Here is a 13754-nt window from a genome sequence, read left to right on the forward strand (position 1 = left end):
CGATAAGGTCGGATTACGCGGATAAACTTTTACGACCTTTAGCGCGACGACGAGCTAAAACCTGACGGCCGTTTTTAGTTGCCATACGCGCACGGAAACCGTGAGTACGGCTGCGTTTTAATACGGAAGGTTGGAATGTACGTTTCATAACTATAATCTACCTAAATCAAAATTGTTTAACCAGTTGCTTTTGACGTTTAGATAGCCAAAAACAGAGATACTTGAAACAAGCGTTATCAAAAATAAGGAACGGAATTGTAATCTGAAATTCGTCGTTCGTCAAATCACAACGGGCAAATTGAAGGATAAATTTTCACTTTTCCCGCCGACAAGCATAAAAGCGGGTGGAATTATACGTTTTTTGCGGAAAATCTCAAGCAAGGTTTTTCACTTTTTTTGATCCTTTTCTGAAGATCTTTGATCGACTTTATTGTAGAATGAGGCGAAATTTTCAGTAATTCGTCTGGCGGATATCCGTCCGCAATTTTCCAAAAACATCATTCGGCGGCTCGACTCGCCCTACAATAATTTGATTAATAAAGAAAGATAATATAACAATGAAAACGAACTCTTCTTCGCTTTGGCAAGCTTGCCTTTTACAATTACAGGATCAAATTTCGCCGGTGGATTTCAGCACTTGGCTACGCCCGTTGCAAGCGGATGAAGAATCCGACAACCTGATGGTGCTCTACGCTTCAAACCAATTCGTACAAAAATGGGTAGTGGATAATTATTTGGATCTGATCACCAAATTAGCCGCGCAATTCAGCCGAAACGCCGAGTTCGTCGTCAAAGTTCAAGTCGGATCCAAACCGGTTAAAGAAGCGCCGGCAACGATTGAACCCGTCGCCGCCGCATCAATCGCCGCCGTTTCGACGGAAGAGGCGCAACCGGCTTATCGTTCCAATTTAAACGTCAAGCATATTTTTGACAACTTCGTTGAAGGTAAATCCAATCAATTAGCTCGTGCCGTGGCGCAAAAAGTAGCAAATAATCCGGGCGAACAAAGTGCCAATCCGCTGTTTTTATACGGCGGCACCGGATTAGGAAAAACCCACTTGCTGCACGCGGTGGGCAACGGCATTCTTGCCGGCAATCCGAAAGCGCGCGTGATTTATATCCACGCCGAGCGCTTTATGCAAGAATACGTTAAAGCCCTCAAAGCGGATAAAATGGAAAACTTTAAAAAATTCTACCGCACTTTGGACGCTTTATTAATTGACGATATTCAATTCTTTGCCGGAAAAGACGGCACGCAAGAAGAATTTTTCCATATTTTCAATTCCTTATTCGAAAGCAGTCGGCAAATTATTTTGACCTCCGACCGCTATCCGAAAGAAATTGAAAAAATCGAAGATCGCTTGAAATCTCGTTTCGGTTGGGGCTTAAGTATTGCCATCGAACCGCCGGAATTAGAAACGCGCGTCGCGATTTTATTGAAAAAAGCGGAAGAAAAGAAAATGCAATTACCCGAAGAAATCGCGTTTTTTATCGGGCAGAAATTGCGCACCAACGTTCGCGAATTGGAAGGGGCGTTAAATCGAGTGCACGCTAACGCCGAGTTTACCGGCAAAGCCATTACCATTGATTTTGTGCGCGAAGCCTTAAAAGATATGCTCGCGCTGCAAGATAAACTGGTGACGGTGGATAACATCCAAAAAGTCGTGGCGGAATACTATCGTATCAAAGTGGCGGATTTAAAATCCAAAAGCCGCTCACGCTCCGTGGCGCGCCCGCGTCAGCTGGCAATGGCGCTGTCGAAAGAATTAACCAACCGCAGTTATCCGGAAATCGGCAAGGCATTCGGTGATCGCGATCACACTACCGTAATTCACGCCTGTCGAACTATTGCGACATTAAAAGAACAAGATAATAATATTCAGGAAGATTGGTCAAATCTTATCCGTACTTTATCAGCATAAAGGACTGAACTATGCAATTTACCGTTTCACGAGAAAATCTGTTAAAACCCTTACAACAAGTTTGCGGCGTACTTAGCGGTCGTCCGAACATTCCCGTATTGAATAACGTGTTATTACATATCGAAGGCAACCGTTTAACCATTACCGGTACGGATTTGGAAGTGGAACTTTCCACGCAGGCGCAACTGTCCGACAGCAATCAAGACGGGCAATTTACTATTCCGGCGAAAAAGTTTCTGGATATTTGCCGCAGTTTTGCCGACGATGCGGATATTACCGTCACCTTTGAAGAGGATCGCGCCTTGGTGCGTTCCGGTCGCAGTAAATTCAACCTGACCACATTACCCGCCGACGAATACCCGAATTTAGCGGATTGGCAATCTGAAGTGGATTTTTCGTTAACCCAAGCCACCTTGCGCCGTTTAATCGAAGCGACGCAATTTTCGATGGCGAACCAAGATGCGCGCTATTTCTTAAACGGAATGAAATTCGAAACGGAAGGCAATTTGTTGCGAACCGTGGCGACCGACGGGCACCGCCTCGCGGTTTGCACCATTCCGTTAGAACAAGATTTGCAAGCCCATTCGGTGATTTTGCCACGCAAAGGCGTGTTGGAACTGGCACGCTTGCTTGAAGCGACGGATCAACCCGCGCGCTTACAAATCGGCACCAACAATTTACGCATCGATCTCGGCAATATTATTTTCACCTCCAAACTTATCGACGGTCGTTTTCCGGATTATCGCCGCGTATTACCGCGCAACGCACAACGCATTATGGTCGGCAACTGGGAAACCTTAAAACAAGCCTTCGCGCGCGCAGCGATTTTATCGAACGACAAAGTTCGCACCGTGCGTTTGCAACTTGCCGATAATCAACTGACCGTCACCGCCACCAATCCGGAACAAGAAATCGCCGAAGAAATTATCGATGTATCTTACAGCGGTGACGAAATGGAAGTGGGCTTTAACGTCAGCTATATTCTCGACGTGCTCAACGCATTGAAATGCAACCAAGTCAGAATTCGTTTAACCGATGCTTCTTCAAGCTGTTTGATTGAAGATGTGGAAGACGCCAGCGCCGAATATGTGATTATGCCGATGCGCTTATAATTTTTTATGGCAATTTCCCGTCTTATTATTGAACATTTTCGCAATTTAACAGCCGTCGATCTTGAATTTGATCACGGCTTTAACTTTTTAGTCGGCAATAACGGCAGCGGCAAAACCAGTCTCTTGGAAGCGCTTTTTTATCTGGCGCACGGACGCTCTTTTAAAAGTGCGGTGGCAAATCGAATTATTTCTTACGATAAACCGCACTTTACCCTACACGGAAAAATCCAAGAACAGCAACATCATTGGTCGGTCGGATTACAAAAACCGCGCCAAGGTAACACGCAAATAAAAATCAACGGCGAAGACGCCGCCAAACTTTCCGAACTGGCGCAATTATTGCCGATGCAAGTGATCACGCCCGAAGGCTTAACCTTACTGAACGGCGGACCTTCTTATCGACGTGCGTTTTTAGATTGGGGATTATTTCATCACCACAACACGTTCTATTCGGCGTGGAGCAATTTAAACCGCTTATTAAAACAACGTAATTCGGCGTTACAGCAAGTTCGATCCTATGCGGAATTAAAAATTTGGGACGTCGAATTAGTAAAAACCGCCTACCAAGTCAGCCAATGGCGCGCCGCTTATGCCGAGGCACTACGTCCGGATATCGAACAAACTTGCAAACTATTTCTCCCTGAACTGGAAATTTCGCTCGGATTTTATCAAGGTTGGGACAAACAAACCGATTATGCGGATTTATTGCAACAGAATTTCGAACGGGATCGTGCCTTGGGTTACACCTTTTCCGGCCCGCAAAAAGCGGATTTTCGCTTTAAAGCCAACGGCTTACCGGTGGAAGACGTATTGTCGCGCGGGCAATTAAAATTATTAATGTGTTCTTTACGCTTGGCGCAAGGCGAACATTTAATGCAACAGAAAAATCGCCATTGCATTTTTTTGATCGATGATTTCGCCTCGGAATTGGATCAATATAAACGCGCCTTGTTGGCGGAACGTTTACAACAAAACGGCTCGCAAGTGTTTGTCACGGCGATCACACAAGATCAGCTTAAACAAATGCAGCCGGAAAACCACCGCACTTTTAGCGTAGAGAACGGCAACATTCGCTTGCTTTAAGCTTATCAAACTAAAAAATTCGGCAAAAAACCACCGCACTTTTTCAAAAAAATCCGCTTTCATTCGGAAATTTCCCGCCGATTGTTGAATTATTTTTGTAATCCAGTATTATTTTGCGTTTCTTATTTACAAAATCATCTTTGGGTTCCCTCACCCCAATTTTCACATTTAAAAAGGACACGAAATGAAACAAACCTTTTCGATCTTTAATGATCAACAAAAACGCAATGCTTTAGTGATATTGAGTTTTTTCCATATCTTTATTATTGCCGCGAGTAACTATTTAGTTCAAATTCCTTTTGAAGTGCGCCTGCCGCTGACAGGTCTCGGTTTTGCCGAAGATTTTTCTTTCCATAGCACTTGGGGTACGTTAACATTCCCGTTTATCTTTCTCGCCACGGATTTAACCGTGCGCGTATTCGGTGCGAAAGAAGCTCGTTGGATTATTTTTGCCGTAATGTTTCCGGCGTTGATCATCAGTTATGTAATTTCCACCCTATTTTCCGATGCCCAATATCAAGGATTCGGCGCATTAAGCGAATTTAACGGTTTCGTCTTTCGTATCGCCGTCGCCAGTTTTGTCGCCTATGTCTTCGGGCAATTATTGGATGTGTTAGTATTCAATCGCTTACGCCGCTTGAAAACTTGGTGGATTGCACCGAGTAGCTCAATGATTTTCGGCTCGATGGCAGATACCTTTTTATTCTTTGCCGTCGCCTTTTACGCCAGCAGCGATCCCTTTATGGCGGAACATTGGATGCAACTGGGATTCGTCGATTATTTATTTAAATTATTTGTCGGCATCGTGCTGTTCGTTCCGGCTTACGGTGTCGTGCTGAACCTTATTTTACGCAAATTACAACTATTAACCGCCGCAACCCAACCGGCATAAATAAACAGGAAACACAATGAACCTTAGAGAAACGATTGATAACGGCGCGATGGGCGCGTACCAATGGATGATCGTCATAATGGCGGCGGTGATGAATTTATTAGACGGATTCGATGTGTTAGCGCTCGCTTTCACTGCTAGCGCTATCCGTGCCGAATTCGGCTTAAGCGGTATCGAATTGGGTTATCTGCTCAGTGCCGGACTGTTCGGAATGGCTGCCGGTTCATTGTTTTTAGCGCCTTTCGCGGATAAAATCGGACGCCGTCCGTTAATTTTAATCGCCGTCGCACTGTCGGCAATCGGAATGCTCGGCTCCGCCTTGATTAGCGGGCACGAAATGTTGGGATTCTGGCGCGTGATCACCGGATTAGGCGTCGGCGGCATTTTAGTCGGTACTAACGTACTGACCAGCGAATATTCTTCCCGCAAATGGCGTAGTCTTGCCATCAGCATTTACGCCGCCGGTTTCGGTGTCGGCGCAGTATTAGGCGGAATGTTCGCGGTAATGTTGCAAGCGGAATACGGCTGGCGCGCCGTATTCCTCGCCGGTGCGATTTTAACCGGGTTATGCTTTGTCATATTGTTGGTTTGGCTACCGGAATCCATCGATTATTTAATCGGTAAACAACCGAAAAACGCCGAAGCCCGCCTTAACCGCATTTTGGCAAAAATGGGCTTTTCCGAACATTGGTCATTACCGGAAAAAACGGAAAAAACACAGAAAAAACTGCCGATCGCGCAACTATTCGGACAGCAATATCGCCGCTCGACCTTATTAATTTGGACGGCTTTTTTCGCCATTATGTTCAGTTTTTATTTCGTTAGTTCGTGGACGCCCGCTCTGCTGAAAGAAGCAGGAATGACGACGGAGCAAAGCGTCAGCGTCGGAATGATGATTTCCTTAGGCGGCACTTGCGGCGCACTGCTTTACGGCTTACTGGCAAGCCGCTGGTCGGCACGCGGCGTTTTAATGTTATTTACCGTCGCCTCGGCTTGCGTAGTCATCGCCTTTATTTTATCGGCGCAAGTGCTTTGGTTGGCAATGCTGTTCGGTATTTTGGTCGGCGCATTAATGAACGGTTGTATCAGCGGGCTTTACACCTTGAATCCGAGTATTTACGCACCGGACATTCGTAGCACCGGCGTGGGCTGGTCAATCGGTATCGGTCGTATCGGCGCCATTCTCGCCCCGACCATCGCCGGCATATTGCTCGATCAAGGTTGGGAAAAACAAAATCTGTATATCGGCGTCGGTTTTGTGTTATTACTTTCTACCGCCGCGCTATTTTTCTTACGTCGTAAAAGCGCATTAACCTCGCTTTAATTTTTTGTTAAGCCGCATTATGCGGCGTTAGACTGATGATAAATTTATATTTTTTAACTGAGGGTTTACAAATAAATATAAACGATGTCTTCGGGTTAATATGTAAACTATGTTATCAGGTTGTACCAAACCGAACCACATTATGCCGCTTTGTTGTTAACACTGATTCTTAGAACAAAACAACGCAAAAAACCACCGCACTTGGGTGGTTTTTTGCTGATTGCGAATTATGTGTGGAAATGAAATTCTTCGAATTTCAAGCAAAAGTGCGGTCGTTTTTATTGAGAAATCCACAACGGCAAACGAATCACCACACGCAAACCGCCTAAATGACTTTGCGCCGCCCAGACCGTACCTTGATGTTCTTTCACTACGTTAGCGACAATCGCCAAGCCCAAGCCGGTGCCGCCGGTTTCTCGCGTGCGAGCTTCGTCAACGCGATAAAAAGGTTTGAAAATATTTTCGTATTCTTTTTCCGGAATGCCGCTGCCATTATCGTCGATGGCGATAAATAGCGTATTTTCTTGTAAGCAAATGGTGGCTTCAATGCAGGATTTGGTATATTTCAACGCATTGCGCACGATATTTTCGACGGCACTGGTTAAGAGCCCTTTATTACCGTTTAAATAATATCGTTCCGGCGAATAGATTAGTTGCTTGATACTAAATTGCAGATTTTTTTGCTCCGCTTCAAATGCGGCGTCATTCATAATATCCGTCCATAATTCGGTAATCGGAAAAATCGAACGCAAAATATGGCTGTTCAGTTGTTGACGGGAAAGCAGCAACAAATCGTTAATCATTTCATCCAAGCGTTCCGCTTCTTTTTCGATACGCGCGGTTTCCGCGCCTTCGCCGACACGACGGCGTAATAATGCCAAAGCAAGCTGCAAACGCGTTAACGGTGTGCGTAATTCGTGTGAAATCGAAGATAAAAGCGATTGTTGATTAGATAACAAATCGTCTAACGCATCGGTCATTCGGTTAAAGCTTTGTCCGACCTGACGCAGCTCGATCGTACCTTGGGTTTCCAATTTTTTATCCGCTTTAAAATCCCCCAAAGCAACGGCGTTCGCCGCACTTTGCAAATTGCGCAGCGGTCGCCCGATACTGCGCGACAACCACCATAATAAAGGCGTGGAAATCGCCATAATCACGATAATCAACACTAGCGGGTGATCAAAAATAAAGGTGACGATTTCTTTTTGCGCGTTCACACGGCTAAGAAAATAGAGGAAATAAGGCATATCCTCGCCCATATTAATGTGCACGATAAAGGGGCCGGCGACTTGGATGTCATAAAAGTTCTTTTTTAACGGACGCAACGGTGTGGAAGATTGATACATAAATTGTTGGATTGGTGCGATTTCTTCACGTCTGGCGCCTAAAATTCGCCCTTTTTGATCGACCAACACCGGATGCACGCCATCAAATTTATCGGAAGGAAAAACCGGTGCACCGGATAGAATATGGGATAGGTGATTACTACGAATAGCGGAAGAAATTTCTCGGTGATAACCCGACACTTCTTCGCTGGTTAACTCGGAATAAATGCGCGAATCAAAGTGCGGTAGAAAAAAGGCTAATCCGAATAACAATAGGAAAGACAGCCAGAACAAGGCGAAGATACGCGTCGAAAGCGCATTAATCAGGGAAACCGTTCTTAATTTCATAGAGAAACCATCATAAACAAACCGCCTTCGGTTTATTTCTCCGCAACCAACAAATAACCTCTGCCGCGCAAGGTTTTAAACCAAGAAATTTCATCGGTTCGTTTCGGTAATTTTTTACGCAAATTAGACATATGCATATCAATGGCACGGTCAAACGGCATTAACGGTTTGCCGAGCACTTCCATACTTAAATATTCGCGCGATAAAATTTGTCCCGGATTCGCGATAAGAATTTGTAATAAAGCAAATTCCGTACCGGTTAATTCCAAATCCAGACCTTCGTAAATCGCTTGTTGGCGACCCGGATATAAAATCAATCCGCAAAATTCAACGCATTGACTTTCTTCTTGCATTTTATTTTCCGTAGCTGTCGGTGTTGCTGCGGCGGTTCGGCGTAAAATCGCTTTAATTCTGGCGACCAATTCTCGATCGTTGAAGGGTTTCGGTAAATAATCGTCGGCGCCGAGCTCCAAGCCTAATACACGATCGATTTCATTGCCTCTGGCGGTTAACATCATTACCGGTACGGAAAAACGTTGTCTTAATTGTTTCAAGGTTTCGATACCGTTTAATACGGGCATCATAATATCCAACAACACAAGATCATAACCGGCATCGATTTTATCCAACGCCTGCTGACCATTGTTAGCGGTATCCACTTCAAACCCTTCCAGTTTTAATAATTCGGCTAACAATTCGACCAGCTCAACATCGTCATCAACCAATAAAAGTTTAGCCATATCAATTATTCCTTATATTCATCACGCCGTTTTTACAAGAAAAACAGCCTTGCCGCTGTTTTTCTTATAATGCATCCTATTATTTCCAGAATTGCCACCAACTTTTGCTTTGCCCTTCTGTTGCGTTGATTACCGCGTTATTGACTTCCGGCTTTTCTACGTCGGGCAACGGCTTGTCCAAATCCGCCGAGGTCACGATGCCGCGCGAATCGAAATTAACCACAAAGGTATGTTGTTCCGGCGTTTCGTAGGCTTTTTGATTTAAGAAAACATAATACCAAGTATTATTGCTAAACGGATCGACCAAGACCGGCGTCCCTAACAAATATTGCACTTGTTGCGCGTTCATACCGACTTTCACTTGCGAAACTTTCGACGCTTCCAAATAGTTACCTTGCGGCACGTCGATACGATAAACGATTTTGTTTACTGTGGAACAAGCGGTTAAACTTAATGCGAACACGACGGCGACCGCCACGGATTTTAATTGCATATTTTTACCTTTTTATACCCTGCAAATAATAATTGATAATACCTAAAGTTAATCGGATTGCCAAATTAATTCTGATCTTTTAGCCGACGTTGCAGCTGATCGCGCAAATTCGCCGGTAATCCCTTGATAATTAAAGAATCTTCGGCTTCATTCCAAATAACTCGTTGATCCATTAACTCGGCATCAAAACTGATTGTCACGCCTTTTCCCGATCCTGAAAATTTCGTTAAGGTTTTTAACGCGGAACGAACCGGCGGAATCGACGACGCCAAACCGTAATCTTGCTCGGCGGCGAAATCGATGAAAGGCCGTTCATTTAGAGTGGGAATCGCCGAAGAAAGTTCCGTAAGTTCGATTTCTTCGCCGGCATTAATTTGCCCTTTGCAATAATCGAACACTTGTTTTTTCACCGCTTGGGTTTGCGTGCCGCTTAATTCGCCTTGCTCGCAATAATCGCTTACCGCCTGCAATAAACATTGGTTTTGCACTTGCGGATTCAATCCTTCTTCCGCACCTAAAAATTCCATAAAGAAGTCGCCGATTTTGCGCCCGACTCGTCCTTTTACAAAAGTTAAATAGCGATCGGAATCGGCTGAAGAACGCAAATCGGTCAAATTAATCCGCGCCGCAATATCGAATTGCGTCATTTCCAAGTATTGCGTGCGGCGAATATCCAAATTTTCATCCACCAGCATACTGACTCGGCTGTCTAATAAAGCGATAAACAAATAATCCGTCGCCAAAAAATTATATCGACACAAAATTAACGTGCCTTCATCGGCAAATGCGTATTTGCCTAATTCTTGCGCCAATAATTCCGCCGCACGACAGCTAAAAGATAAAAAATCGCTTTCGCCTTCCAATACCCGATTCAACAGTTGCGCAAAAACCGACGAGGCGTTAAACACACCGTAACCTTTCGCTTTGTTTTGATAACCTTGATGTAGCTGCAACATCATTTGTTCCGCTTCCGGCGTAACACTTAACAACTCGTCGCGTAATTGCACGGATAAACGGGATTGTTCCGATTCAGAGGGTGACTTGATTAATTGATGTAAAACGACTTGCTCGACAATAATGCTCATTATAAATTCCGCATAGCATAGAATAAAAATTTTATCGCATATTATAACCGCACTTTTATAAAAATATGCTAGGATATGCAAAATTATTCTCGTTTGCAAAACAAAACCGCCTCCATCACAGGCGATGATAACGAACGAAATTCGCAGAACTCATTATGGCAAAACATTCGAAATATCAAGATCAACAAGTTAATCACATTGTCAGCGACATCATCGCCGTCCTTGAAAAACACCAAGCGCCGGTAGATTTGTCTTTGATTGTGTTGGGCAATACGGTCAGCAATTTATTAATCGGCAGCGTCGGCAAAAATCAACGCGTGGCATTAGCGCAAGCGTTCTCCGACGCCTTACTTAATTCCGTGAAAGACAGCAAATAAGACGCGCGAATGTTCTGGATTAAAAACGGCAAACAATATCGAGAAGAAACCTCGCGAAAAATTTCGTGGGGTCATTGGTTTACGTTTTTTAATATCCTCTGGGCAATTATTATCGGCTCGCGTTATGCCTTTATCATCGACTGGCCGGATACCTTATTCGGCAGATTGTATTTTTTCGTGAGCCTATTGGGGCATTTCAGTTTCATCGTTTTCGCTTTTTATCTGCTGATTATTTTCCCGCTCAGTTTTATTGTCAAAAACAACCGCACTTTTCGCGGTTTAAGCGTGATTTTTTCCACTCTTTGCGTCACCTTATTATTGGTGGATACGGAAGTATTCTCGCGTTTTAATTTACACCTTTCCTCCGTGGTGTGGAATTTATTGGTCAATCCGGAAAACGGCGAACTTTCGCGCAACTGGCAAATCTTCTTCACCGCAATGCCGACGATTCTGCTGTTACAAATGCTTTTTTCCCGCTGGTCTTGGGAAAAATTGCGCAGTCTCGAACGACAAAAATGGTTAAAAGCGGTGGGCATATTTTTTGTTTGCGCCTTCACTGCCACACACTTAATTTATGCGTGGGCGGATGCTTATATTTATCGTCCGATTACAATGCAAAAATCCAATTTTCCGCTATCTTATCCGATGACGGCGCGTTCTTTCTTGGAAAAACACGGATTCTTAGATAAAACCCAATACAGCCACACCCTTGAATGGGAAGGTCGTCCGGAAGCGGCGAAAATCGATTATCCGAAACACGCGTTACGTTTCGGCGAGGTCAAAGAAAAAACCAATATCCTATTGATTACCGTGTCCGGTTTACGCGCCGATGCCGTCCGCGCGGACAAAATGCCGAAACTCAACGCCTTCGCGCAACAAGCGACGCGCTATATCAATCACTACAGCACGGGCAACGATAACAACAGCGGTTTAACCGGTTTATTCTACGGATTAACCGCCAATTACACCGACAGTTTATTAAGCAACAAAACTCGTTCAGTGCTAATGGAGCGGTTGCGCCAGAATAATGAATATCAAATCGGCTTATTCTCTGCCGATCAATTCAAATCGCCGCTTTTCCGCCAAGGGATTTTCCCTAAAAATAAACTCGGCGCACGCCAAGGGGATAATCAATCGGAAACCGCGCGTTTTATTCAATGGCGAAAACAAGCGCAACAAAGCGATAAACCGTATTTCGCCTATTTAAGCTTATCCGTTGAAACGGGATTAAATGAAACAGGTTATGCCCTCGCCTTACGCGAAATCGATAGCCTATTAAACGAAGCGCTTACCGATGAAAGTGAGGACACGCTTGTCATCATCACGGCGGAGCACGGTTATAACTTCCTTAATTTGGACGAAAAACAACAAGCGAATTATTTCGCCCGCGATGAAGTTCAAGTGCCGATGATCGTGCGTTGGTCGCATTTGGCACGCGGTGAGATCGATAAACTCACCTCGCATACGGATTTGCTGCCGGCATTAATGAAACAGGTTTTCCGCGCGGAAAATCCAGTGAGCGACTACGCGCAGGGTTACGATTTATTCGATGCGCAACAAGAACGAAACTGGGTGCAAGCGGGGAATTATCGCTGGAACGTTATCATCACGCCGGACGGTACGCAATTCCATATCGATCGACGCGGAAACTATCAAAAATATGACCGCACTTATAACAAAGCGTCCTCCACTCATCCGCCGCTCGGCTTATTTTTGGAAGTGTTTAATCAAGAAGATTCGTTCTTCGAAAAATAACGACGCAATATTTGATAACTGATAGTTAAAACCGATTATATTTTTAATTTTGAACCACTTATACTATCGTCCTAGTATCTGGTCGAAGCTTAACCGACCTTATGTTAGGACAAGATATAATGTTATTAATTAAAAATCCGAGAATTTTTCATAACATTGCAATCAAACTCATCGATGAATCCCGTAATTCATTGAATGCAATTCTATTTTCGCTTAATAACAAGATCCCGACTTTTGGGATTTTTTCATATCTGCAACAACCGGTCCGCCACCTTAATTCCTCATTTAGCACGGAGAATTTATGAAAAACCACGTTCGTAGTTTTAAAACCTACATTAGAGATGAAATTATTAAAAAAGGCGGCTGGGTTAACGCACACGCACACGCCGACCGCGCCTTTACGATGACACCGGAAAAAATCGGCATTTATCACAGCAGCAATTTACAACAAAAATGGGATTTGGTGGATGAAGTTAAACGCACATCCAGTGTGGACGATTATTACGCCCGTTTTTGTCAATCCATCGAACTAATGATTTCCCAAGGTGTCACCGCCTTCGGTACCTTTGTAGATATCGATCCGATTTGCGAAGATCGCGCCATTATCGCCGCCCACAAAGCGCGAGAAGTTTATAAACACGACATTATTTTAAAATTCGCCAACCAAACCTTAAAAGGCGTGATCGAACCGACCGCGCGTAAATGGTTCGACATCGGTTCGGAAATGGTGGATATGATCGGCGGCTTGCCTTATCGCGACGAGTTGGATTACGGTCGCGGTTTGGAAGCGATGGATATTTTGTTGGACAAAGCCAAATCTCTCGGCATTATGTGCCACGTCCACGTTGACCAATTCAACACACCGACGGAAAAAGAAACGGAACAGCTTTGCGATAAAACCATCGAACACGGTATGCAAGGTCGCGTCGTGGGTATTCACGGCATTTCTATCGGCGCTCATTCCAGAGAATACCGCTATAAACTCTATGAAAAAATGCGCCAAGCGCAAATGATGATGATCGCCTGCCCGATGGCGTGGATCGACAGCCATCGTAAAGATGATTTGCAACCTTTCCATAACGCCTTAACACCGGCGGACGAAATGATTCCGGAAGGTATCACCGTAGCAATCGGTACGGATAATATTTGCGATTATATGGTACCGTTATGCGAAGGCGATATGTGGCAAGAACTCAGCCTGCTCGCCGCCGGCTGCCGCTTTCCGGATTTAGACGCAATGGTCAACATCGCCAGCATCAACGGCAGAAAAGTATTGGGTTTAGATTAACCTATAGTTG

13 protein-coding genes are annotated in these 13754 nt (G+C 44.5%); 8 read left to right on the forward strand and 5 right to left on the reverse strand.

Going from position 1 to position 13754, the window contains the following annotated elements; all coding sequences use genetic code 11:
• Window positions 1–13: 13 nt before the first annotated feature.
• On the reverse strand, window positions 14–148 hold the full coding sequence (rpmH, locus tag CVP04_RS02205; protein WP_005539760.1) for a 50S ribosomal protein L34: 135 nt from the start codon (window positions 146–148) through the stop codon (window positions 14–16).
• 409 nt (window positions 149–557) lie between these two features.
• Between rpmH and dnaA the strand changes: the two genes are divergently transcribed.
• The 5 genes from dnaA to CVP04_RS02230 all read left to right on the forward strand — a co-directional run bounded on the left by dnaA (window position 558) and on the right by CVP04_RS02230 (window position 6333).
• Window positions 558–1922: a chromosomal replication initiator protein DnaA gene (gene dnaA, locus CVP04_RS02210; RefSeq protein ID WP_100295891.1), complete on the forward strand. Its 1365-nt coding sequence runs from the start codon at window positions 558–560 to the stop codon at window positions 1920–1922.
• Between the two features lie 11 nt (window positions 1923–1933).
• Complete coding sequence (gene dnaN, locus CVP04_RS02215; RefSeq protein WP_100295892.1) at window positions 1934–3034, forward strand: DNA polymerase III subunit beta; 1101 nt, start codon at window positions 1934–1936, stop codon at window positions 3032–3034.
• Between the two features lie 6 nt (window positions 3035–3040).
• A complete protein-coding gene (gene recF / locus CVP04_RS02220; RefSeq protein ID WP_100295893.1) occupies window positions 3041–4117 on the forward strand; it encodes a DNA replication/repair protein RecF in 1077 nt (358 codons plus the stop codon).
• 184 nt (window positions 4118–4301) lie between these two features.
• Window positions 4302–5009 carry a 7-cyano-7-deazaguanine/7-aminomethyl-7-deazaguanine transporter gene (locus CVP04_RS02225; protein WP_100295894.1) on the forward strand — a complete coding sequence of 236 codons (708 nt, stop codon included), beginning with the start codon at window positions 4302–4304 and terminating at the stop codon, window positions 5007–5009.
• Window positions 5010–5025: 16 nt separating this feature from the next.
• Window positions 5026–6333 (forward strand): MFS transporter, encoded by a 1308-nt coding sequence (locus CVP04_RS02230; protein ID WP_100295895.1) that lies wholly within the window; start codon window positions 5026–5028, stop codon window positions 6331–6333.
• A 278-nt stretch (window positions 6334–6611) separates the two neighbouring features.
• Here CVP04_RS02230 and cpxA read toward each other — a convergent pair whose 3' ends face one another.
• The 4 genes from cpxA to yejK form a co-directional block, all read right to left on the reverse strand.
• A complete protein-coding gene (cpxA, locus tag CVP04_RS02235; protein WP_100295896.1) occupies window positions 6612–8006 on the reverse strand; it encodes an envelope stress sensor histidine kinase CpxA in 1395 nt (464 codons plus the stop codon).
• A gap of 32 nt (window positions 8007–8038) precedes the next feature.
• On the reverse strand, window positions 8039–8746 hold the full coding sequence (locus CVP04_RS02240; protein ID WP_100295897.1) for a response regulator: 708 nt from the start codon (window positions 8744–8746) through the stop codon (window positions 8039–8041).
• 79 nt (window positions 8747–8825) lie between these two features.
• A complete protein-coding gene (bamE, locus tag CVP04_RS02245; RefSeq protein ID WP_100295898.1) occupies window positions 8826–9239 on the reverse strand; it encodes an outer membrane protein assembly factor BamE in 414 nt (137 codons plus the stop codon).
• 65 nt (window positions 9240–9304) lie between these two features.
• On the reverse strand, window positions 9305–10324 hold the full coding sequence (yejK, locus tag CVP04_RS02250; RefSeq protein ID WP_100295899.1) for a nucleoid-associated protein YejK: 1020 nt from the start codon (window positions 10322–10324) through the stop codon (window positions 9305–9307).
• A gap of 155 nt (window positions 10325–10479) precedes the next feature.
• Here yejK and CVP04_RS02255 point away from each other — a divergent pair, with 155 nt between their 5' ends.
• From CVP04_RS02255 to CVP04_RS02270, 3 genes are all read left to right on the forward strand, one after another.
• Window positions 10480–10701 (forward strand): YejL family protein, encoded by a 222-nt coding sequence (locus CVP04_RS02255; protein WP_100295900.1) that lies wholly within the window; start codon window positions 10480–10482, stop codon window positions 10699–10701.
• Window positions 10702–10710: 9 nt separating this feature from the next.
• Window positions 10711–12456, forward strand: a complete 1746-nt coding sequence (locus CVP04_RS02260; protein ID WP_100295901.1) for a DUF3413 domain-containing protein — start codon at window positions 10711–10713, stop codon at window positions 12454–12456.
• Window positions 12457–12757: 301 nt separating this feature from the next.
• The gene (locus tag CVP04_RS02270) at window positions 12758–13744 is read left to right on the forward strand and encodes an amidohydrolase family protein (RefSeq protein ID WP_100295903.1); all 987 of its coding nucleotides are present in this window, start codon (window positions 12758–12760) and stop codon (window positions 13742–13744) included.
• The last annotated feature ends 10 nt before the right edge of the window (window positions 13745–13754 follow it).

The sequence above is a fragment of the Caviibacterium pharyngocola genome (assembly GCF_002795405.1).
GTDB classification, from domain to species: Bacteria; Pseudomonadota; Gammaproteobacteria; order Enterobacterales; family Pasteurellaceae; genus Caviibacterium; species Caviibacterium pharyngocola.